19 protein-coding genes are annotated in these 23,731 nt (G+C 49.6%); 9 read left to right on the top strand and 10 right to left on the bottom strand.

Features of this window, described 5'->3' with window-relative positions; genetic code table 11:
* Positions 1-24: 24 nt before the first annotated feature.
* From ACYVIC_RS15240 to ACYVIC_RS15255, 4 genes are all read right to left on the bottom strand, one after another.
* A complete protein-coding gene (locus tag ACYVIC_RS15240; protein WP_460861341.1) occupies positions 25-2,022 on the bottom strand; it encodes a bifunctional metallophosphatase/5'-nucleotidase in 1,998 nt (665 codons plus the stop codon).
* A 23-nt stretch (positions 2,023-2,045) separates the two neighbouring features.
* Positions 2,046-2,459: an HIT family protein gene (locus ACYVIC_RS15245; RefSeq protein WP_460861343.1), complete on the bottom strand. Its 414-nt coding sequence runs from the start codon at positions 2,457-2,459 to the stop codon at positions 2,046-2,048.
* Positions 2,460-2,698: 239 nt separating this feature from the next.
* Positions 2,699-3,550, bottom strand: a complete 852-nt coding sequence (fghA, locus tag ACYVIC_RS15250; protein WP_460861344.1) for an S-formylglutathione hydrolase — start codon at positions 3,548-3,550, stop codon at positions 2,699-2,701.
* A 150-nt stretch (positions 3,551-3,700) separates the two neighbouring features.
* Entirely contained in the window at positions 3,701-4,810 is a 1,110-nt protein-coding gene (locus tag ACYVIC_RS15255; RefSeq protein ID WP_460861679.1) for an S-(hydroxymethyl)glutathione dehydrogenase/class III alcohol dehydrogenase, read from the bottom strand.
* A gap of 334 nt (positions 4,811-5,144) precedes the next feature.
* Between ACYVIC_RS15255 and ACYVIC_RS15260 the strand changes: the two genes are divergently transcribed.
* Together ACYVIC_RS15260 and ACYVIC_RS15265 are read left to right on the top strand one after the other, a co-directional pair.
* Positions 5,145-6,014 (top strand): LysR substrate-binding domain-containing protein, encoded by an 870-nt coding sequence (locus tag ACYVIC_RS15260; protein ID WP_460861345.1) that lies wholly within the window; start codon positions 5,145-5,147, stop codon positions 6,012-6,014.
* An 81-nt stretch (positions 6,015-6,095) separates the two neighbouring features.
* The gene (locus ACYVIC_RS15265) at positions 6,096-6,719 is read left to right on the top strand and encodes a thiol:disulfide interchange protein DsbA/DsbL (RefSeq protein WP_460861347.1); all 624 of its coding nucleotides are present in this window, start codon (positions 6,096-6,098) and stop codon (positions 6,717-6,719) included.
* A 94-nt stretch (positions 6,720-6,813) separates the two neighbouring features.
* On the opposite strand, the gene bktB is transcribed toward ACYVIC_RS15265, so the two are convergent.
* The 5 genes from bktB to ACYVIC_RS15290 all read right to left on the bottom strand — a co-directional run bounded on the left by bktB (position 6,814) and on the right by ACYVIC_RS15290 (position 14,132).
* Positions 6,814-7,998 carry a beta-ketothiolase BktB gene (gene bktB / locus ACYVIC_RS15270; protein ID WP_460861349.1) on the bottom strand — a complete coding sequence of 395 codons (1,185 nt, stop codon included), beginning with the start codon at positions 7,996-7,998 and terminating at the stop codon, positions 6,814-6,816.
* A gap of 23 nt (positions 7,999-8,021) precedes the next feature.
* On the bottom strand, positions 8,022-8,369 hold the full coding sequence (locus tag ACYVIC_RS15275; RefSeq protein ID WP_460861350.1) for an MmcQ/YjbR family DNA-binding protein: 348 nt from the start codon (positions 8,367-8,369) through the stop codon (positions 8,022-8,024).
* 16 nt (positions 8,370-8,385) lie between these two features.
* The gene (locus ACYVIC_RS15280) at positions 8,386-10,338 is read right to left on the bottom strand and encodes a methyl-accepting chemotaxis protein (protein WP_460861352.1); all 1,953 of its coding nucleotides are present in this window, start codon (positions 10,336-10,338) and stop codon (positions 8,386-8,388) included.
* 173 nt (positions 10,339-10,511) lie between these two features.
* Entirely contained in the window at positions 10,512-12,533 is a 2,022-nt protein-coding gene (locus tag ACYVIC_RS15285) for a S9 family peptidase (protein ID WP_460861353.1), read from the bottom strand.
* A gap of 78 nt (positions 12,534-12,611) precedes the next feature.
* Positions 12,612-14,132 carry a fumarate hydratase gene (locus tag ACYVIC_RS15290; protein WP_460861355.1) on the bottom strand — a complete coding sequence of 507 codons (1,521 nt, stop codon included), beginning with the start codon at positions 14,130-14,132 and terminating at the stop codon, positions 12,612-12,614.
* Positions 14,133-14,235: 103 nt separating this feature from the next.
* On the opposite strand from ACYVIC_RS15290, the gene pabB reads away from it, so the two are divergent.
* The 4 genes from pabB (at position 14,236) to ACYVIC_RS15310 (ending at position 20,819) form a co-directional block, all read left to right on the top strand.
* Positions 14,236-15,615, top strand: a complete 1,380-nt coding sequence (pabB, locus tag ACYVIC_RS15295; protein WP_460861357.1) for an aminodeoxychorismate synthase component I — start codon at positions 14,236-14,238, stop codon at positions 15,613-15,615.
* Between the two features lie 2 nt (positions 15,616-15,617).
* Positions 15,618-16,178: a CoA pyrophosphatase gene (locus ACYVIC_RS15300; protein ID WP_460861359.1), complete on the top strand. Its 561-nt coding sequence runs from the start codon at positions 15,618-15,620 to the stop codon at positions 16,176-16,178.
* 197 nt (positions 16,179-16,375) lie between these two features.
* On the top strand, positions 16,376-19,261 hold the full coding sequence (locus tag ACYVIC_RS15305; RefSeq protein ID WP_460861360.1) for a hypothetical protein: 2,886 nt from the start codon (positions 16,376-16,378) through the stop codon (positions 19,259-19,261).
* A gap of 175 nt (positions 19,262-19,436) precedes the next feature.
* Positions 19,437-20,819: an L-serine ammonia-lyase gene (locus tag ACYVIC_RS15310; RefSeq protein ID WP_460861362.1), complete on the top strand. Its 1,383-nt coding sequence runs from the start codon at positions 19,437-19,439 to the stop codon at positions 20,817-20,819.
* A gap of 51 nt (positions 20,820-20,870) precedes the next feature.
* On the opposite strand, the gene ACYVIC_RS15315 is transcribed toward ACYVIC_RS15310, so the two are convergent.
* Positions 20,871-21,161, bottom strand: coding sequence for a high-potential iron-sulfur protein (locus ACYVIC_RS15315; protein ID WP_460861364.1), 291 nt, complete (start codon positions 21,159-21,161; stop codon positions 20,871-20,873).
* Between the two features lie 254 nt (positions 21,162-21,415).
* On the opposite strand from ACYVIC_RS15315, the gene folM reads away from it, so the two are divergent.
* From folM to atcJ, 3 genes are all read left to right on the top strand, one after another.
* Positions 21,416-22,153, top strand: a complete 738-nt coding sequence (gene folM, locus ACYVIC_RS15320; protein ID WP_460861366.1) for a dihydromonapterin reductase — start codon at positions 21,416-21,418, stop codon at positions 22,151-22,153.
* Positions 22,154-22,233: 80 nt separating this feature from the next.
* Positions 22,234-23,340, top strand: coding sequence for an esterase-like activity of phytase family protein (locus tag ACYVIC_RS15325; RefSeq protein ID WP_460861368.1), 1,107 nt, complete (start codon positions 22,234-22,236; stop codon positions 23,338-23,340).
* Between the two features lie 98 nt (positions 23,341-23,438).
* A complete protein-coding gene (atcJ, locus tag ACYVIC_RS15330; RefSeq protein WP_460861370.1) occupies positions 23,439-23,720 on the top strand; it encodes a cold adaptation protein ActJcold adaptation protein ActJ in 282 nt (93 codons plus the stop codon).
* Positions 23,721-23,731 lie beyond the last annotated feature (11 nt).

Genomic DNA, 23,731 nt, shown 5'->3' on the forward strand with positions numbered 1-23,731 from the left:
GCAGCATGAGCTGCCGGCAAAGATTTACCGTTGTAACGTCACGGTGGGCTCGCGCTGTTGCTGCCATAAATCGGGTCTGGCTTGCAAATACTCAATAAAGGCCTGCGCGGCGACTTTGCAATCAACACCGTCGGTTTTGCACGGCAAAGTGGCAACATTGTGGTATTGGGTGCTGAAGGATTTCTGACCACTGCTGTCTTGTTTAGCCGTAACGCGCTTAACCGGATATAGCGCCACTTGCTGCTGGCGCAGGATAATATCCAGCCGGTCGCTGTGTTCTGCCTGCAATTGCTGTAACAACTGCCAGCCGTCATTGCCATCGGCCAGGTAACTGGTGGTGACCAGGCTATAACGCTGTTGCGGCTCAACAGCTTGCCAGCTCCCGCCTTGTTTAATATCCAGCGTGGTTAACTCTGCGGTAGCCGGGCCGGTTTGCTTTGCCACATAGCGTATACCGGCAACATAAGGGAACTTACCGGTATGGGCACCGGCGACTACCGACTGGCTAATAATATCGGTTAACAGCGCATGCAACTCGGCACCGCTAATGCTCAGTACACTGAGCGGCGTATCAAACGGCAGCACTTCCAGACGAATATTACCTTCGCGCACTTCACCTGCTGCCAGCGGTGCGCGGATATTGCCGGCGCCAATCAGCGCTAACTGCACCGGCCGTTTCATCAGGTTTTGCATTGCAGTTTGGTTAACATAGTTAAGCATCGCATCGGCGATATGCCCAGCCAGTGGCGAGCCGTGCATATCACTACCACCGCTGCCGGGGAGCCGTACATGTGACACTTCAGTTTCAGTGCTGCTGATCACCGCACCATAAGCTTGCTGTACCGCCGGTAAATAAGTGCTATCCAGCACTGAGCGCAGCGCGGCATCTTCGGCCACAATGGCTGTGCGCGGCAGGCCGGCAATATAACGCTCTGTCGCAGCTTGCCCAGCTGCAGCAATACGGCTGGACTCGCTGCGCAGTGCCGAGCGGAAATAATCAGTGCCTGCCAATAAGGTATTTTGTCCGGCACAGCTTAGCAGCTCACCGCCGGTGTTAAACTTAAGCCTTGCCTGACCCACGGCCTGAGCAAACTGCCCTGCCTGTACCACACAGGTTTTACCTTTGCCATCGGGGTTGGCAACCAGCTCAGCGTAAGGCCGTTGGTTGCCCAAATACCAATGGCGAAAATCACCCAGCAGACTGTGCGAGTGGCCGCCGACAATGGCATCGATACCATTTACCGCACCGGCCAGCGCCAAGTCACGCTGATTCCCCAAATGCGTTAGCGCAATAATGTGCTTAACACCCTGCGCAGTTAACCTATCTACCGTTTGCTGTGCACTTTGCACCTCATTGTTAAATATAACCGCGCCGGTATCGGGCGCTATGGCCCGCATATCTTGCAGCGCCAGGCCAAACACCGCCACCAGCTCACGCCCGGCAGCAGCATCAACACTGGCCACAGCATTCAGTTGATTGTTATCAAGTGCAAATAAACTGTAGGGCTTCAGATTTTGGCTATTGACCAACAGCGGTTCAGCACTGGTATCAACGTTAGCGGCCAAAACAGGAAAGTTTACCTTGTCGACAAAGTCGGCCAGTTTGGTCAGGCCAATATCAAACTCATGGTTGCCCAGCGCCATAGCATCGATATTCATCCGGTTTAACACATCGATATTAATGCGCTGTTCAAACAGCTCAAAATAGGCACTGCCTTTAAAAGCATCGCCGCCATGTAAAAACAGCGCCGGCACGCCATCTTGCGCAGCCTGCTGCCGCAACTGCTGTGCTTGGGTTAACAAGCGCGGATGGCCGCCAACATAGGTATAAACGGGCTTACCGCTGGCATCCTTTACACTGGCCGGGCTGGCATCAAATTGCGAGTGGGTGTCGTTAATATGAATAAGGCTTAGCGTTAAGCCCGGCTCTGGTGAGGGTGATGATGGCAGCGCGCTGCAGCCGGCCAGCAGCAGTGCAGAAAAAAACGACGCAGAAAACAGCAGTGAAGAGTTAAATCGCATAAATTAAACCTGTGTAACTCCGGTTAAAGTGCCGTGCGGATTTTTTCTGCCAGCGCTTTTATTTTTTCCATATTGCCCATTGCAGCACCATGGCCGGATAATTTAGATAAATGCTCCGGAATTAAATGAAAGTGCAAATGCGGTACAGTTTGCCCTGCTGCGGCGCCATTTAATTGCATGAGCACTACGCCTTCAACGCCGAGGGTAGATTTAAGCGCCGACATCACTTTTTGTACCGTGGTCATGGTGTGGCTAAGCTCATCCGCCGGAATATCTAACAGCGTCTGTGCCTGAAATTTCGGGATCACCAGGGTATGGCCGTCGGCCTGCGGCATAATATCCATAAAAGCCAGGGTGTAGTCGTCTTCGTACACTTTAAAGCTGGGGATTTCGTCGCGCAGAATTTTGGCAAAAATATTGTTGTTATCGTAGCTCATGCAGTTCTCCTTTATGCGGGCTTATGCAACCAAGTATGCCAGCATCTGACGGTATAAAACCAGCTTTTGACGGAACAGATTAGTACGCAAACGCGGGCTTTATCGCCCGGCGCCATACATTTTTACCGGAACACGCCGTAAACACATCCCTGGGGGCTCGATTCGCGCCGTCCGGGCGCTCAACGGTTCCGGCTAAAAAGTATTATGCCGGGCTCAATCAGGCATTGCGGCAGATTTTATCAACCAATCAGGTACTTCGCATGAAACCGCAGATGCTGCTCAATAAAGCTGGCGATAAAATAATAGCTGTGGTCATAGCCCGCCTGCAGGCGGATCTCAGCCGGCGCAGCGCTTTGCTTCGCTGCAGCAATTAAACTGTCGGTGCGCAATTGCTCAGGATAAAAACTGTCTGCTGTACCTTGATCAACTAATAACGGCAGCGGATCTTGCGCTGCAGCTAACAACAAAGATGCATCATATTGCTGCCATTGGCTTTTATCATCGCCTAAATAGCCACTAAAAGCTTTAATACCCCACGGGCAATTTACCGGGTTACAAATCGGTGAAAATGCCGAGATGCTGCTGTAGCGCTGCGGGTTGCGCAGGCCAATCACTAAAGCGCCATGCCCGCCCATCGAATGACCGCTGATCGCACGCTTATCCGATAATGGCAGCTCAGCTTCCAACAGCTGCGGCAGTTCGCTGACAATATAATCGTACATGCGGTAATGCTTAGCGAATGGCTCGCGCGTGGCGTTAACATAGAAGCCAGCGCCCAGGCCAAAATCGTAAGCGCCGTCTTCATCATCCGGTACACCATCACCGCGCGGGCTGGTATCCGGCATAACCAGCGCTATACCTAACTCTGCAGCAATACGCTGGGCACCGGCTTTGGCAGAAAAGTTTTCATCGGTACAGGTTAAACCCGACAGCCAATACAGTGCAGGCACAGCTTGTGTTTCGGCCTGTGGCGGTAAAAACACCGAAAACTGCATATTGCAGCTCAGCACAGTGGATGCATGGGTAAAACGAATTTGTTTGCCACCAAAGCAAAGCTGTTCGCTGGTTTTCACTAACTCATTTTTATTCATGGAATTTGCCACCTAAGTTGAAGAGGACGAATTAGAACCCCGTTTTGGTTGCCACAGAGTGTCTGAGCCTTGCCGTAGGCAAAGGGCGAGTTGCTGTGGCAAGCCAAGGCGGGTGTTGTAATTTGTCCTAAAACCAAAAAATCAAATCCATCAAAAATGAATCACTGTCCGAATCGACTTACCCTCATGCATCAAATCAAAAGCTTCATTGATCCGTTCCAACGGCATGGTATGGGTAATAAAAGTATCCAGCTCAAACTCACCGTTTAAATAGCGCTCAACATAATCCGGCAACTCAGTGCGGCCTTTTACGCCACCAAAAGCAGTACCGCGCCAAACGCGGCCGGTCACCAGCTGAAATGGCCGGGTTGAAATTTCCTGGCCGGCACCGGCTACACCAATAATGACCGACTCGCCCCAGCCTTTATGGCAGCATTCCAGCGCCGAGCGCATAACGTTGACATTACCGATACACTCAAACGAGAAATCTACCCCGCCGTCTGTCATCTCAACGATAACATCCTGAATTGGCTTATCGAATTTTTTCGGGTTAATAACGTCAGTCGCGCCAAGCTTGGTGGCAATATCAAACTTACTCTCATTAATATCAATAGCAATAATCCGGCTGGCTTTGGCCATTACCGCACCAATAATGGCAGATAAACCAATACCACCTAAGCCAAATACCGCAACCGTATCGCCCTCTTTTACCTTAGCGGTGTTCATTACCGCGCCCATACCGGTGGTTACACCACAGCCGAGCAGACATACTTTTTCCAGCGGCGCGGCTTTGTTAATTTTGGCCAGCGAAATTTCCGGCAGTACGGTGTACTCAGAAAAGGTAGAGGTGCCCATATAGTGATAAATCGGCTTGCCGTCTTTTGAAAAACGCGTAGTGCCATCAGGCATTAAACCCTTACCCTGGGTAGCGCGGATTGCCTGGCACAGGTTAGTTTTACCGGATAAACAGAACTTACATTTACCGCACTCCGGGGTATACAGTGGAATAACATGGTCGCCCACCGCAACCGAGGTTACGCCCTCGCCGACAGCTTCAACAATACCGCCACCTTCATGACCTAAAATGGCCGGGAAGATGCCCTCAGGGTCTTCACCCGATAAGGTAAACGCATCGGTGTGGCACACTCCGGTGGCGATAATTTTAACCAGCACTTCGCCTTTTTGCGGTGGCATTAAATCCACTTCTTCAATCGATAATGGCTGGCCCGGGCCCCAGGCCACTGCAGCGCGTGTTTTGATCATTTGCATCAGGTTGTCCTTTTTGTTGTTTGCACAGGGCAAAAATCTGTTACCAGCAAGTGTAACCTGATTTTTATTTTTGCCATATCAGTATGAATAACTGTAAAATGCAAATCAGTTTTTCATATATGCAAAACTTGAGTGCCGGCAGCTTGCGTTACAACGCCCGCCCTGGCTTGCCACAGCAACTCACTCACGCTGGCGCGTTCGCTCAGACACTCTGTGGCAACCAGAACGGGGTTCTAACCGCTGCCTTGAGTTGCAATATCACACAAGCAGCCTTTCGTCACCGAAGCCGATTTAACAAAAACTGATTATAAAGAGGCAGGTTTAATTGAAACACTGGATTGGCATCAGCGAATTTGTAGCGGTAGCAGAGCTGCAAAGCTTTACCAAAGCCGCAAAGCAATTAGGCATCTCGGTAGCCCAGGTTAGCCGCAATATTGCCGAACTGGAAGCCAGTTTGGCGATAAAACTGCTGTATCGAAGCACGCGCAGTGTCAGCCTGACCGAAGAAGGCTTACTGTATTTGCAGCATTGCAGGCATTTGGTTTCCAGCTTAGAAGAAGCCAACCGTACTTTGGCAAATTTAAAAGCCACGCCACGCGGCCAAATTAAACTTACCGCGCCGGTGTTTTACGGCGAAACCCGTATAGCGCCGTTGCTGCATGATTTTATGGCACAATACCCCGACACCGAACTGGATTTACAGCTGACTAATAACAAGCTGGATTTAGTCCAGGGTGGCTTTGACCTGGCTATACGCCTGGGCACACTGGAAAGCTCCAGCCTGATAGCGCGTAAGCTGGCAAGCCGCACTCAGTATGTGGTGGCTTCACCGGCTTATTTGGCAAAGCATGGCATACCGCAAAACCTGACAGATCTTACCCGGCACCAATGCTTAACCGGCACCGTTGCGCAGTGGCGCTTTATGCAGCATGGCAAAGTGGTCCAATTTAAGCCGCAGGGCCGTATTGTCTGCAACAGCGGCGTAGCCCTATTGGATGCCGCATTAAAAGGTTTAGGCCTGGTACAGCTGCCCGATTACTATGTCGGCGAAAAACTGCAAAGCGGTGAACTGGTGGCGGTACTGAACGAGTTACGCCAGCCGGATGACGGGATCTGGGCTATTTATCCGCAAAATCGGCATTTGTCGGCTAAGGTACGGGTACTGGTAGATTACCTTGCCGCTAAGCTTAATTAACTGCGTATTTGTAGCAACCTGACTTGGTCGCCAGCGCTTGCTGTGATAGCGTTTTAGTATTATTAAATTTTGGGATACGTGATGAAACAACTACTTTTTGCTTTTGCCCTGCTGCTGAGCGCCGGTTTTGTAAATGCCAATGACAGCTTTAAAGACGGTGAACATTACCAAACATTGGATACTTCCGCCTCTGATACGCCAGGCGTAGTAGAATATTTTTCTTACTACTGCCCGTTTTGTTATAACTTTGAGCCGATAGTTGCGCAGTTAAAGCTAGCCCTGCCAGAGGGGGTAAATTTACAAAAGATACCGGTAGCCTTTCATGGCGGCCCTTTAGCGCCGGACGTACAGCGTGCCCATGCCATGGCTGAAACGTTAAAGGTGGCAGAGCAATTTTCAACAGCGCTGTTTGCGCAAATTCATCAGCAGCGTAAACCACCGCAAAACCGTAATGGCTTAAAGCAGTTATTTGCAGAACTCGGTGTGGACAATGAGAAATTCGATGCCAACTTTAACAGCATGACGGTCAACAACCTGATCACGCAATATGACCAAACTATTCGCGACGCTAATATCCGCTCGGTTCCTACCTTTATTGTTAACGACAAATATTTGGTTAATATCAGCGCCGTGTCATCGCAGCAGCAATTTAATGCGCTGATAAATTACCTGCTTTTGCTAAGACCGGAAGCAGCAGCGAATTAACGTCTGCTCACTGAGCGATGGGTGATTCGGTATAGGTATGAGGCGCAGTGATGAGCCTCTACAGCATAGACGCAGGCATCCATAGCTGCGTTTTTTACAGCCTTTCCAACAGCAGGGCTATGCCCTGCCCGCCGCCGATGCACATGGTTACCAAACCATAGCGGCCGCCAATACGCTTAAGCTCTGCCAGTAATTTAATGATCAAGATAGAGCCCGTCGCGCCCACCGGATGCCCCAGCGCTATAGCGCCGCCATTGGGGTTTACCTTTGCGCTGTCAAAGCCCAGCGTATGGTTTACCGCCAGCGCCTGCGCTGCAAAAGCCTCGTTGGACTCAATCACATCGATATCGGCCACGCTTAAGCCGGTTTGTGCCAACACGTGTTGTACTGCAGGTATCGGTCCTAATCCCATTACACCAGGCTCAACCCCGGCAAACGCATAACCGACAAGGCGCGCTTGCGGCTTAAGGCCGCGTTTTTCTGCCTCAAACCGGCTGGTTAGCAACATGGCGGCAGCGCCATCGTTTAAGCCCGACGCATTACCGGCGGTGACTATGCCATCTGGTTTAAAAGCGGGTTTAAGCTTAGCTAAACTCTCTGCGGTGGTATCGGCGCGGATATGCTCATCACGGTCAAATACGTATTCCGTGCGACCGGCTTTTACCGTTACCGGCACAATTTGCTCAGCAAAATAGCCCTGCTGCTGTGCCAGTGCAGCGCGCTGCTGGCTTTGCACAGCAAAGGCATCTAAATCAGCTCGGCTAAAGCCATATTGGCTGGCAATGGTTTCAGCCGTCAGGCCCATATGACCGCTGCCGAACGGATCGGTTAAAATACCCAACGTCAGATCGGTGATGGCGCCATGGCCCATTTTTAAACCGCAGCGCACATTGGGCAGTAAATAGGCACCATTGCTCATGCTCTCAGCGCCACCAGCCAGGGCAATAGTGCTTTGCCCCAGCTGAATAAGTTGCGCCGCCGATATCACCGACTGCACAGCCGAGCCGCATAGGCGGTTGACATTAAAGGCAGAAGAGCTTGGCGCCATACCGCTGCTTAGCGCTATATGCCTGGCTAAATAGGCATCTTCAGCGCCGGTGGTAATAATATGGCCAAATACCGCATGGTCAACATCTGTTGCTGCCACGCCAGAGCGGCTGATAGCGGCTTTTGCCACCTCAGTGCCCAGCTGCGCCGGGCTTAAAGCCGCTAAACTGCCACCAAAGCTGCCAATGGCCGTGCGGGCACCGGCCAGGATCACCACATCTGATATTTTCATATTCTATTCCTATCGCACCGGCACTAAGCCAGCACCGGCCTTTTCGCTTTCGGTAAGCTTTTAACAATTAACTGATACGAATTTTCAATCTGCCGCTTTATCTCATTTTCCGGCACGCTGCCATCCAGCAGCACGGTGTTCCAGTGCTGCTTGTTCATATGGTAGCCGGGGGTAATAGCCGGAAATATATCGCGCAGCATCACAGCTTCAGCCGGATCGCATTTTAAATTCACCCTGGCCACGCCATCTTTCTCGCTTAAAATAGCGAATATTTTGCCCACTTTATAAACATAGATATCCGGACCAAACGGGAAGTCCTCGATGCTTTGCAGTTGCATCAGGCAGTGATCACGGCATTGTTGAAAATCCATCGCGGTCCATACTCCATTACACTCTAAACTGAGCCGCAGAAGTGCTCAACTGATTCGCCAAGCCTAACAAATGATGGGTACTTTGTGCTACCTGAGATATTGCGGTACTGTTTTCCTCTGCCGCAGCACTTAAGCTGGCAATGCCTTGCGCCAACGTGGCACTGACCTGGGTTTGTTCTTCAGCGGCACTGGCGGTTTGCGACATCAGTGTGCTGAGTTTGACTAAACGCTGCTGAATATCTTGCACTGCCTGCTGCATGGCACCAGCATCAGCCACTGATTGAGCCGCCTCGGTTGAACATACAGAACTATGTTGCACCAGGGCGTCAGACTGGCGGCCTATTCCGCTTAGCACTGCTGAAATGTCCTGTATCGCTTCCTGCACTTTGGTGGCCAACTGGCGCACTTCATCTGCCACTACCGCAAAGCCGCGGCCATGATCACCGGCGCGGGCGGCTTCTATGGCGGCGTTCAGCGCTAACAAATTAGTTTGTTCGGCAATGCTGTTAATTACTGCCAGCACGCTGCCAATACGTTTGCTATCCTGCGCCAAACCCTGCACTTGCTGCTCAATCGCATTAAAGCTAACCATACTGCGCTCCAGTGATTGCCGGCTAACATCCAGTCTTTCAGTTAACTGCTGGCCAAGCTGTTGGCTGGCATTAACTTCCGCAGCGGCAGCAGTCGTATTCTGGCCAATTTCTGCCGCAGCGTAACTCATTTGCTCAATGGCGGTAGCCAGTTGATCCGTCTCCCGTGCCTGTAGCTGAATACTGCCATCAGCCTGAGTGATGGCGGCAGAGTTTTGTTCGGCAGCTTGTTCCAGCTCTTGCCCTACGCCAATAAGCTGTGAGATAAGCTGGCGCAAGCGGTTTTGCATACGTGCCAGCCAACTCATCAAATGGCCGGCATTGTTATCCACCTGCATCTCTAATGTCAGATCGCCATTGGCGATTTGACTGGTCAATTGACACATCGTATCAGGCTCACCACCCAGCGGACGCAGCACAAAGTTACTCAACATTTTTGCAGCAGCTAATGCCAGCAACACGGCGATAACGGCAATGCCAATACCAATGTTGCGCATTCTATGTGCAGGGGCCATAACTTCGGCTACGTCAATTTCGGCCAATAACGCCCACTGAATGCCATAGGCATTTAACGGCGCAAAAGCTGACAATACTAAGTTGCCATTGTAATCAATAATACTGCTGATCCCACGCTGGCCAGCTAATGCCGCTTTGCTTGCTTCGGTATCTACACCGTTTTTCTCAAGGGTACCGGCAAAAGAAGCCTGTACGGTACGGTTCTCAGCATCCAGATAAGAATCTGATCGCATGCGATTATCGGCGCCTACTAAATAGGTTTCACCGGTTTGGCCCATACCTTCCCGAATTTGCATAACCTGATTAATCTTATCGATAGAAAGCTGCACAGCAACATACCGTCGCTGCTGCGCCAGCTGCACGGGTTTGGCTAAAAAAGCGGCAGCCTCATTATTTGATGGTGCATAAGGTGAAAAGTCTTCCAGCAATGTATCATTGCCCCCGGATTGCAAGCGCTTAAACAAACGTCCAAGGCCGGAGGTACGGTAAGGACCTGTCACTAAGTTAGTACCAAGGTCAGCTTCACGCGCCACGGTAAATACCACCTGACCACTCTCGTCAATAACAAAGATATCGTAAAACCCCAATTGTTCATTTAATTGTTGTAATACCGGATACAAGTTATCCAGCTGTGACATATCTGCTGTACCCGCTACGGCTGATATTGCGTTTAAACCGCCATTAAAATCCTGCAACATTTGCGTAATCTGCTGTTCTTTTATTTCCCTTACTGCCAGTAATTGCGCTTGCGCATGTTGCTCTAGTTCATACCGTGCCATATAGGTTATTACCACGGTGGCAATAACCAGCGGTAATAACACTATTAATAAGCTGATTAATCTTACTTTACTAATAAAGCCCATAGCCGTCTCCCAGCCGCAATTGCATCACACTGATGCAAACGCCATTTAATAAACGTAATATCAATATAGCTGCAACTTTCAATCTTAAACAGAAACATGCTGTTATATTTATTAGCCAATAAAAACCCCGCGTTAAAGCGGGGTTTCAATATAATTATGTATTAACTTAACACTTAAGGTTTGGTGTATTTATCCAGCCACTGAAACACTTCGTTGTACCAGCGCACGCGGTTATCTTTATTTAAGATCCAGTGGTTTTCATCGGGGAAAATCACTAAGCGCGAATCGATACCTTTGCGTTGCAGGTTAGTAAAAGCACCTAAACCCTGGGCATAAGGCACGCGGTAATCTTTTAAACCGTGAATAACCAGCATCGGCGTTTGCCATTTATCGGCGTGCGCCGCCGGGTTGAATTTCTGGTAATCAGACTCCGGGTTCCAGGCCGGGCCGCCTAAATCAAATTCCGGAAACCACAGCTCTTCAGTGCTGCCGTAAAAGCTTGGCATATCATATAAACCGGCGTGGTTTACCAGGCAGTTAAAACCAGTTGGCCAGTTACCAGCTATCCAGTTCATCATATAGCCGCCATAAGAGGCACCCAGCGCACAGGCGCGGTCGCCATCAATCCAGGGCTGGGCTTTAACAATGTACTCAAAGCCCTTTTTTAAATCTTCCAGCGGCTTGCCACCCCAGTCGCGGCTGATCGAATCGGTAAACGCCTGGCCATAACCGGTTGAACCATGAAAATCGACCATCACCACCGCATAACCCTGTGCGGCATACATTTGCGCATTCCAGCGCTCGTTAAACATATTGCCAAAGCTGCCCTGCGGCCCGCCGTGCACTAAAAATGCCATCGGGTATTTTTTCTTTGCATCAAAATCCCAGGGTTTTACCAGATAACCGTATACGGTAGTGTCGTTGGCGCCTTTAAAGCTGAATTGCTCGTAGTCACCAAACTGCACAGCCTGGCGCCAATCCGCGTTAATGTCCGTTAACTGGGTCAGGCTGCTACCGTCGGTGCTTAGTTGGAACACCTCTGGTGGCATATCCAGTTTATGGTTGGTAAAGACAATTTTATCTGCTGCCACATTCAATGCGCCGGCATAACCATCGCCGTGCACTTTACGCACATCACCAAAGCTGGTGTTAATGGCATAAATGGCGTACTGGCCCACATCCTGAGTAGTAACATAAATGGTGCGGTTATCCGGGCCGAATTTATAATCGCTGACTGAGCGGTCAAATTCCGGCGCCAGCGCTTTACGCTGCCCGGTCACCATATCCAGCAACATCAGGCTGAACTTATCGGCTTCGGCTTGTGGCTTACTCATGGCTTTATAGGCCATAAAACGGCCATCAGCCGAAAACGAAGGCTGCGCATCCCATGCCGGGTTTGATGCGGTTAAATTTTGCTTTTCACCGCCCGCTACCGGCACCATAAAGATATCGTAATTGGTATGCCAGGCCTGATCGGCATTGGGTATTTTTGCGCTGAATACCAGCCGGGCATTATCCGGGGTAAAAGCCACTTCTTTGATACCGGCAATATCGGTATTCCATTCGCTCATCAGGTTAGCCGCATCTTTCACTGCGCCTTTACCAAGCGCAGCCACATGCAAATGGCTGCGGTACGGCGTTAACCAATGGTCCCAGTGGCGCACCATCAGCTGATCATAGGCCATCGCGGTATCTTTTTTTGCCGCATCAGCCGCTTTTGCCTCCAGCGTACATTTAAGATCCTGACAACCTGGTTTTACCGCTAATGCCAACGCAATCTGTTTGCCGTCGTTTGACACTTTAAAGCCATCGACCGGCAACGGTAAGTCGGTAACCTGCAGCGCTTCACCGCCATACAGCGGCAACTGCCATACCTGGTTAGTACCGCTACGGTTTGCCACAAAATAAATACTTTGGCCATCTGCAGCCCACTGTAACTGGCTTTCACGGCCGGCACTTTGGGTTAAACGGGTTACTTTATTTAAGTTGGACAAATCCATCAGATACAGATCACTGCTGTGATCTGCCGGGCTAAAGCCCGCATTGGTTTGGCCGTATACCACAAAACGGCCGTCTGGTGACAACACCACATCGTGCAGCTTATTAAAGCGGTTTAAATGCTCCACCGTCAGTGGTGCCTTGGCCAGTGCACTGCCTGTTGCCAGCAAAGCCAGCGTGAGTAAGGTCTTTTTCATGCGTATTCCCTGGATTTTTTTGTTATAGGCTGAAAAAAATAAGGCTGCAGCAATGCTACAGCCCTGATGGTAAAGCGATTAGGCTTTATCCATTTGCTGAATATTCACTTTCCAAATAGCCGGGCCTTGCTGGTGCACGTTATTGCCATTGGAGTCTACCGCTACCGTTACCGGCATATCCTGCACCTCAAACTCGTAAATGGCTTCCATGCCCAAATCGGCAAAGGCCACCACGCGGGATTTTTTAATCGCTTTAGATACCAGATAAGCCGCACCGCCTACCGCCATTAAATACACCGCTTTGTGCTGTTTAATGCTGGCGACGGTTTTATCGCCACGCTCTGATTTACCAATCATACCCAGCAGACCGGTTTGCGACAGCATCATATCGGTAAATTTGTCCATCCGGGTGGCAGTAGTCGGGCCGGCCGGGCCTACTACTTCATCACCCACCGCATCAACCGGGCCTACGTAATAAATAAAGCGGTTTTTAAAATCGACGCCATCCGGCAGCGCTTCGCCCTTATTCAGCATATCAGCAATGCGTTTATGCGCCGCATCACGGCCGGTCAGCATCTTACCACTTAGCAACACGGTTTCGCCGGCTTGCCACTCTAAGACATCTTCTGGCGTTACTGTGTCAAGGTTTACCCGGCGCACGTTAGCACCCAGCTCCCAGGTGACCTGTGGCCAGTCTTCCAATTTTGGCGGCTGAATATCGGCCGCTCCTGTGCCATCTAAATGAAAATGCACGTGGCGTGTAGCTGCGCAGTTAGGGATCATCACTACCGGCAAGCTGGCGGCATGGGTGGGTACGCTGTTAATTTTCACGTCCACTACTGTAGTTAAACCGCCTAAGCCCTGGGCGCCAATGCCCAGTTTATTCACTTTTTCATACAACTCTAAGCGCAGCTTTTCATCAGCGGTTTCAGCACCTTTGGCAATAAGCTCCTGAATATCGACCGGCTCCATCAACGCTTCTTTGGCCAGCACAGCGGCTTTTTCGGCAGTACCACCGATACCTATACCCAGCATGCCTGGCGGACACCAGCCGGCGCCCATTTTCGGCAGCGTTTCCAGCACCCAATCCACAATAGAATCAGACGGGTTTAACATCGCCATCTTGGTTTTGTTTTCCGAGCCGCCGCCTTTGGCCGCAATCATCACTTCAACGTGATGGCCGGCGACTAAATCGATATGTACAACTGATGGCGTATTGTCTTTGGTGTTTTTGCGGCTGCCTGCAGGATCGGCCACTATAGAAGCGCGCAGCGGGTTATCCGGGTTTAAGTAAGCACGACGGGTACCTTCGTCCACCATCTGCTGCACCGTCATATCGGTTTTGTCCCATTTAACATCCATACCAATTTTAACAAAGCAGGTTACGATGCCGGTGTCCTGACAAATAGGTCTGTGGCCTTCAGCCGACATGCGTGAGTTTATTAAAATCTGCGCGATGGCATCTTTCGCCGCCTGGTTTTGCTCTTTGTGGTAAGCCACTTCCAGTGCTTTGATAAAATCTAACGGGTGATAGTAAGAGATGTACTGCAGCGCATCTTCGATGCTGTCGATAAAGTCTTGCTGGCGAATAACCGTCATATTGTTTTACCTGTCCTCTGACGCCTCTGGCAGCGCCATGTTTAACTATTGGTATCGGTGCTGGTATGATAGCGCGCATCACAAACAGCGGCTAGCCCCATTCATGCAGCAGTACCTTATTCCATCTGAAATCGTCGGAGAAACACCGGACAACCTGCTGGCCTTGTTCAGCCATGTTGCCATGCAACCATGGGCGATGCTGCTCGACTCGGCGGCGCCAGAGCACGTTAACAGCCGCTATGATATCTTAGTGACTCAGCCGCTTGCTACGCTGGAAGCCAAAGCCGGCATTAGCATTTTAACCGACGAGCACGGCGCTCATAGCTACAACGAAGACCCATTCACCGTACTTAACTGCGCGCTAAAACGCTATTTTTCTCAGCCTGTCGACAGCACCCTGCCTTTTGTTGGCGGTGCCCTGGGCTACTTTGGTTATGATTTAGGCCGTTATACCGAAACCTTACCGGCCACGGCAGAGGCCGATATTAACCTACCGGATATGGCGGTGGGGTTTTATCAACAGGCCGTGATTTTAGATAAGCAACAACGCCAGCTTTGGTATGTCGATTACAAAGGCAACGCCGAAGCCGGTTGGCACAAACTGTACGCCAGGTTACAACAAAACTTGGCGGCAGCAGTGCCATTTAGTTTAAACAGTCACTGGCAGGCCAATATGGATAAAGCCGGCTACGTCGCACGGTTTAATCAGGTGCAAGAGTATTTGCTTAGCGGCGACTGCTACCAAATTAACCTGACCCAGCGCTTTAGTGCGGGTTATCAGGGTGATGAATGGCAGGCCTATTTGCAACTGCGGGATAAAAACGCCGCACCCTTCTCCGCCTTTATCCGCCTGCCACAAGGTGCGGTGCTGAGTATTTCGCCGGAGCGTTTTTTACAACTGCACGGCAATAAGGTGGAAACCAAACCGATTAAAGGCACCCGACCGCGCGGCAGCTGCCCGCAAACAGATGCAGCAGAGGCCGACGCACTAAAACTATCGCCCAAAGATAGAGCCGAAAACGTGATGATTGTCGATTTACTGCGCAATGATTTAGGCAAAGTGTGCCAGCCCGGCAGTGTCGACGTGCCACAACTGTTTGCCGTTGAAAGCTTTCCGGCGGTGCACCATCTGGTTAGCACCGTAACGGGTATCTTAGCACCAGAGTACAGTGCCTGCGATTTGCTACGTGGCGCCTTTCCAGGCGGCTCTATTACCGGTGCACCCAAGGTACGGGCAATGCAGATTATTGAGCAGTTAGAACCACAGCGTCGTTCAGTATACTGCGGCGCTATTGGTTACATTAACAGCAACGGCGATATGGATACGAATATTGCCATCCGCACACTGATTTGCAGCGAAGGGCAAATTCACTGCCAGGCCGGCGGCGGCATAGTAGCCGACTCCGACGCCGACAGCGAATATCAGGAAACCTTAGATAAAGTGAATAAAATCCTGCCTGTTCTGGCAGTACAGGAGTTATAGCGATGCTTGTCAGTGAGTTTCGCCAGCGTTTTTTACTGCAAACCGCCGCCGCAGCTAGCGCTATAGCTGCTACAGACAAACATCAAGCCGCCGTGTTAGTGCCGATAATTAATTACGGCGATAAGTTACAGGTACTGTTTACCCAGCGTGCGCTGCGTTTGCGTCATCATCCCGGGCAAATCAGCTTTCCGGGCGGCCGGATAGAGTCCGGCGAAAGCAGCTACACGGCAGCACTGCGCGAAGCGCACGAGGAAATTGGTCTGGCACCTGATGCGGTGGAATTACTTGGCCGCTTGCCGCTGCAAAGCACCAGCACCGGCTTTACTATCCAGCCTTGGGTCGGTTTGCTTGCGCCACAGCGCAGCTGGATTTTGCAGGCTGATGAAGTCGCTGGTATTTTTGAGGTGCCCTTAACGCACTTTTTGCAACAGCAAAACCGCCATCAGTTTAGCTTGCGCCTGCGCGGCAAAGTGCAGCAGCTGCATGCAATGCCGTATCAGGATAAGTTTATCTGGGGTGCGACTGCCTCCATCATGCACCGGCTGTGTTTGCAGCTAGCCTAATATCCATGCTACGCAACTTATAATAGCCATTTCTTCGAGCGCCACAGCAAAATATTAAATGCTGAACTACAACTAGTGCCAACTTAAATAAGCAGAGCAAGATGGATAAATATCAAACTTCTGCTATTACTAGAGCAACATTAGATTAACCCATCTTAAAAACAATTCGTTACTGCAAATAGAAAAGGACGACTATCATGTTAACATTGAATGACATCAATCAAGCCAGCCCCAGCTATATTCGCCTGCTTGAAGCCCTTTTATCTTCAGAGACCAATGCTGACATTGGCGATGTCGTTAACAAGCTTAAAGTTTTTTTAGACGGCGAGCTTAACGATGATGACTTAGCAGAACTGCAGGATATTTTTAATAATCTGGGTATCAATGCAAATTTAGTTGATGTGCAGCAGATCTACGAGCATTGGAAAACATTAACAAATCCTATTAGCGCTTTTAAAGAGTTAAAAGACTGGTCGGTAGATTGGGACACCACTACTGTTGCAGGTAGCAACAACGACATTAAATTAAAGATGTCGGCCAGGGCTGATACAAGCATTGAAGTCTGGACTAAAGCGCGCGCTGCTGAGCAAGATATTACGATTAGTGACGCTGATGTTATTGTCAATCATGAAGTGACCGGGGGGTACTCAGCGTCTGGCGCATCAGCCTTGGCTTCGGGTTACGCTACGGCGTCTATCGGTATTGACCATGCTAAAGAAATAGAATTCGATCGCTATTTTCAGTATCCGGCAAATACACCGACCTACCAGGTGGTGTGCAACAGTTTCTCAGGCAGTTTAATTGTTTGGGATTTAAACCAGGTTGCAAAAAGTCTGTCGCCCTGTGTAAACGGCATCAATTGTACAGGCTTGCGCGAGCTGTCCTTACGCACGCAAGGCAGCTTTGCCTTTAACGCGTCACTCGGTTTTGGCCGTGCCTGGAGCAAAAAGGCCGATGGCAATTTTTCTGACGTCAGCGCTTCGCTTAATTTAAAGGCAGGGTTAAGCAAAACCTTCGAGCACAAAGGCGGCATTCTTATTCGGTTATCAGCACCGGCCGTCGCCGACAACGGCACTTCGCAAATTCGAGCTGAGGTCGAATTAACCGACACTAACCAGGAAGACTTGTCATTTAGCATCAATGCAAACGCTGAAATAACAGGTCTCGATGCGGTTGCCAAAAAATACATTGTACCGCTGTTTGACGACGCAGATGAATTGGTCAGTAAATTAGAAACATGGAGTAGTCCGGCTGACAAACTGATAGACAGCATTACAGCCACTAAGGCGGATGAATGGTATAGCCCGTTAGTGAAATTGGTTTTCGGCGTTGCCGACAGCAACGAGGTATATAACCAACTTATTGCTACAGAATTAGCCACTATCGTTAATCGCTATGCTCAAGATCCCAGTACCGATGCCAATATCCTGGCAAAAAAGGCTGTCGATAAGCTTTTACAAGCTTTTGACCTTGATAGCAGCAACGAACAGACGGCTATTATTGCCTCAGATTTATCCAACCACCTCGCTACTCAATTCAGCGCATGGAAAACAGCGTTAACGGACGAAATCAGTCAATTTATTCAAGCGCAGCAAGGGCCCATTACCGAAGCACTGGCACCACTAGCACAATTAGGTGTAAAGGTTCAGGCGCTGAAGAATCAAACAGATGAGCTCGTCAACGAGAAAATTCAATATGCCGTCAGTCAGTACCAGGGGTTTAAAGAAAAGGTGCTGGCTGCATTAGAGAAATCGGCTAATATTCAGATTGGTTTAGCGCTGGCACTGGAGAAAAAATCTGCAATAAAGCGCAATCACTCCCTTGTTATTGATTTTATTGATAGCCGTCACGCATTGAGTCAAAGTTTGTATAAAGCGCTTGTCCTGGGCAACAACAAACAGTTTGTGCGTTTACTTGATCAAGCCCAGCATGCAGGCTTGATCAATGTACCAAAAGAGTCTATCAGCGCAAATTACAGCACAGAGAAATCTTTATCATTCAATCTTGAGTTGTCTGACAGCAAAATAGCCTACAGCAAAAACATTAATACCGACCTTAACATACTGGTTGATAACCTCGGTAACATTGCCATTAGCGGCTCTGTTACTGCAATCGCCAAGTCAAAAAGCTTTGCTGAAACCCGCAAAGCTTCCATGGCACTGTCTTACGATTTAGCCAATGCGCTTATTGATGAAGAGCAATTCGCCGCCTTTGCCATACACTATACGAATAAAGACATTAAAAAGCATAAGACCGCAGAAATACGCGACATTTTGCAATCGATGATACTTCCGGACGGCAAAGTTGATATCAATAAAGCACCTATGCCTGATATTATTGCCCCGGACTCCATTGCTTCGCACCTTAGTTGGTATCAATCTCAGCTGCTTACTCAGAAAATAGCCACCAGCACCGTTGATATCTTTATTGCTGACAGCAGCAAATTGGTCCGTACCTTACAAAATGCTGATGCCGGTTTCGCTTTTGAACTGGCCACTGATCGCTTACTCGAATTAGCCACCACAGAGCATCGGCGGAAAGTGGTTGATATTGCTGAAGCCTATCGCGAGGTTATCGACCCCGATATGAGTCTTGGCCAAAGTTTGCAGATGCTAGGCGACAATATAAGGGTGAACCCTAGTAAAATCCGTAAGGTTTTAGAGCGCAATAAACGATCTGGTGATCTGTTTAAAAGAACCGAGACAAAAGTTTTCAAACGCTACATTGAGGATGTAAAACGTACTTACGACAAAGCTAATGCAATAAAAGAGATTGTCATTATCCTGCAATTAACCTTAAAGCATATAAATGACTTGAAATCGCAAGGCCTCGCCCCCGCAGCACTTGAGCAGCGAGTTAGCAGCGAGCTTATATCTATAAATAAACGCCTTAGCGATGCGCTTGACCAGTGGGTTAAAGTCAGTGGCTGGCTGATGGATTTGCTGGTTGGTGGCATAGACAAAACGCTGCTGTGCTTCTTTAGTATTTTGTTGTCATTGGCTGAAAACCCACAAAACTTGCTGCGCGTTACCCTTACGCTTGAAGACAATAAAGGCAATAAAACGATTCGGGTAATTAACTAAACAAATAGCACGGCAACGTTTTGCTGCAATAGCCCGCGAATGCAGTAGCGGGCTATTGCTACCCATTAGTTTTTCTCATCTGTAATAAACACCGACCAGTTACCAACCGACTTACAGAACAGCGCGGCTTGGGCTACAATGGTGCAACTTTGATAACAACCAAACAGAATTAATTATGATTATCAGCGCATTTGATATGTTTAGCATCGGCATAGGGCCGTCCAGTTCGCATACCGTAGGCCCGATGCGGGCAGCGAAAAAATTTACCGACGATTTAACCGACAAAAACCTGCTCGACAGCGTTACCGGCGTAAAAGTAGAACTGTTTGGCTCATTAGGCCAAACCGGCATTGGCCACGGTACTGGCAAAGCGGTTATTTTAGGCCTGGCGGGCTACCTGCCGGAAACGGTTGATCCTGATGCCGTACCCGGCTTGTTAAAGCAAGTTAATGACGAGCAGCAAATTCGCCTGGCCAAGGTAAAGCCGGTTAATTTCCCGCGCGAAGGCGCTATTGTATTTCACCGGCGTAAAACCTTAAAAGAGCACTCCAACGGCATGGAGCTAATTGCCTATGATAAAGAGAAAAACATCGTACTCAGCGATGTGTACTTCTCTATCGGCGGCGGTTTTATTGTCAAAGCGGAAGATTTTGCCAAAGAAAAAGAAGCGGCCAGTCAATTTGCTGCAGACAACCCGCCACCGTTTCCGTTTGAGTCTGGCGCCGAACTGTTAGCCCTGTGTAAAGAGCACGGTTTATCTATAGCCGGTTTAATGCTGGAGAACGAAAAAGTATTGCGCAGCCCGGCGCAAATAACCGACGAGCTGAATAATATCTGGCTTACCATGCGTGCCTGTATTGAGCGTGGCATTAAAACCGAAGGCATACTGCCGGGTGGGTTAAAAGTAAAACGCCGCGCCCCGGCGCTGTATAAAAAGCTGATGGCCGAAAAAAGCAGTGACCCACTGCAGGTAATGGACTGGGTAAACCTGTTTGCGCTGGCGGTAAATGAAGAAAACGCCGCCGGTGGCCGTGTGGTTACCGCCCCGACTAACGGCGCCGCCGGTATTATTCCGGCAGTACTGATGTACTACGATAAATTTATTCAGCCGGTTACGCCGGATATCGCCGTGCAGTACCTGTTAACCGCGGCGGCTATCGGCATTTTATATAAGAAAAATGCCTCTATCTCTGGTGCTGAAGTCGGTTGTCAGGGCGAAGTCGGCGTTGCCTGCTCTATGGCCGCCGCCGCGTTAACCGAAATTCAGGGCGGTACCCCGCTGCATGTCGAAAACGCCGCAGAAATTGGCATGGAACATAACCTCGGCCTGACCTGTGACCCGGTGGGTGGTTTAGTACAGGTACCTTGTATCGAGCGCAATGCCATGGGCTCGATTAAAGCCATTAACGCGTCACGTTTGGCGCTGCGCGGTAGCGGTGATCAAAAGGTGTCGCTGGATAAAGTGATTAAAACCATGTGGGATACCGGTAAAGATATGCAAACCAAGTATAAAGAAACCTCGCGTGGTGGTTTGGCAGTCAATATTATCGAGTGTTAAGGCACTTGCAGATACAAACAGGCCCGCTTAAGCGGGCCTGTTTGTATCAGTTTAGCCTGGTTTTTTCGCCCAGGCGGCGCACCAGCCTTCACTGGCAACCACTTTGCCCGGAAAAATACCACATGGCCGCCATGCTTCGCCATCAGCGCCTTGGATCAGTGCACAGTTGGCGCAGTTTTGGCCGTCTTTGGCCGACTTATGCACATATTGCAAGGCTTTTGCCTGCGGGCTGTCAGGATCGACTTGTTCAGCGGCAAAAGCTTTTAAGCTGATCCCACCCATACTTAAACCCACTACGCCACCGGCGGACAGTTTTAAAAAACGTCTTCTGCTATTGGTCATTGTTGTTGCCTCTGATGTTGTTTAATGTTGATCTACTACTGCACTTACTATCGATCTTAGTATTGCGCTTAGTTGCCGTTGAGCCTAGTTACTGCTGCAATTAGCGGCGCAACACTTTTAGTTATATTATTGTTTACTGATACTAAGACGAATTGGTTTAGTCTGGTTTTTCACCTGTAAAACCAAACCAAAGCACTGATGTCACGTAACAGTTACAGCTGCAAGCTTAGCAGCCCGTATCAGGAACTTCTTTGATGGAAAACAACATTATTATTACCGGCGCTGCACAGCGCCTGGGGCTGCACTGCGCACTTACACTACAACATGCCGGGTATCAGATTATTGCCACCTACCGCAGTGAAAAGCCCGGCCTGCAACAACTCAGAGATGCAGGCGCGCGCTGTATACAGTTGGACATTACCGACCAAAACGCGCTGGCCAATTTTATCGATAGCATGAAACAGCAATTGGGTAGCTTACGCGGACTAATTCACAACGCATCAGACTGGAAAAAAGACCTGCCGCTCAGTGACAGTAGCTACGCAGCCTTAGCGGCTGATGCAGCTGTGTACGATGCTATGCAAGCAGTCCACGCCAGAGCGCCGTATTTGCTCAATCGCGCTTTTACGCCGTTATTGCAAGCCCATGACAGCGTAACTGACATTATTCATTTAACCGATTTTGTCGCCGGTGTCGGCAGCAGCAAACATATGGCTTATGCAGCCTCTAAAGCGGCGCTGGAAAATTTAACCTGCAGCTTTGCCCGCGCGCTGGCACCTAAAGTTAAAGTAAATGCTATTGCCCCGGCGCTGCTGCTGTTTAATGACCACGATGAAGCCAGTTACCGCGCAAAAGCATTACAAAAGTCTTTGTTGCAGGTTGAACCCGGCGCCGCAGAGCTTAGCAACACGGTAATGTATCTGCTAAACAGTCACTATATAACCGGCAAAGTTATCGGCCTGGATGGTGGGCGGCAATTAAACCTGCCATAACCGGTGCTAAACCGATCAGGGTTTAATTTGTCATCTTTGGCTGGCAAAATAGCCTTAATTACCAATGATGAAGCATACCTATGAAAGCCAGCCTGTACTTAATCAGTGTATTGTTCGCCGCCGGCACATTTGCTACCAGCCAGCCAGTTGCCGGTAAATGGATAACCGATAAACAAGGCAACACCTTAACCGATCCGCAAAGCTCCGGTTTTACCTGGCGCCATGGTGAGCTTATTCACTTGGGGGATAACAGCGCTGCAGAGCCTATGCGCAATAAATTGCTGCGAATAAACCCTAATACTGCTCAGCTTAACGCTGAGCCGCTTAACATTACAGTATCAGAGCGGGTACTAAATGGCTGCTTTGGCGAGCTGTTTAGCAAATACGCTGATTTTGAATCGCTGACATGGGACAGAGCAGACGATACCGTGTTTATCAGCGTTACCGAAGACTCATCCTTTGTGCAGTTAACTGCAGATTGCAAAGCAAAATACGGCACCACCCACTCTACTGATTTCCCCACCTTACTGGTTAAAATTGAAACCGACCGCAAGCTAAGCCGCGCTGAAATAACCGCAGTGCGGCCGGTGCAATTTCCCAAGTCCGCCGCTGTTGGCAATGCACCGAATGACGGCATTGAAGGCTTAGCCTTTGACAATGCCGGTAACTTATATTTAGCGCTGGAGCAAAATGCCGCCAACGCACCGATGATTTTTAAAACGCCTTACAGCAACACGTTTTGGCAGCAAGATGGCTACGTCAAGGTACAGGACAGCGGCTTTATGTTGCCGGTGCCGGATAATAAAGATCACCCGATTAACGGCCTGGACTACTTAGCCGCAAAAAAACAGGGCCACCCCGGTTATTTGGTGGCTGCGGCGCGCAATGACGACCAGCTGTGGATCATTGATTTAAGCCAACAACAAGCGCCCTTTGTGCAGCAAATGGCCTACTATGCGCCAACCCCCGCAGATAGCACCTGCCAGGCCTATGAGCAGATGGTACAAACCGCCATTGAAGGTGTGGCAGTGCACGGTGACACGGTATATTTAGTTAACGATGCCTGGAAAAAACGTTACCCCGACAATATTCAATGCCCGGCCAATGCCGCGCATTTTAATAAGTTTTCGCCGCTACTGTTTAGCCTGCCGGTAGACCCGCGCTGGTTTATTAACAGTACTGAATAACCTAGGTGAAGTGCTGGCGTTCTGCTATTATTACCGGCTGTTTGCCAGCCCCCTGGCACAACACCGGCTAATACCGCTTTGTTTACGCAGGAAACCCTATGATTAACCATTTTCGCGTACTGGGTGTAAAAACCAATGCCAGCGATGACGATATTAAAAAAGCCTATAAACGTCTGGCCAATAAGTTTCATCCGGACAAACTACACGGTTTAAACGACGATGAAAAAGATGCGGCAGCAGCACAACTGCAACGGGTAAAAGCGGCCTATGAGGTACTGTCTGATCCAAAGCAGCGTAACGCCTTTATCAAAGACTTTAACAATGTCATTGTTACTGACCCCACGGCTGCTATGCAGGAGCTGTGGGACCAGTACTATTGAACTATTCGTAA

The organism is Rheinheimera gaetbuli, assembly GCF_054781935.1.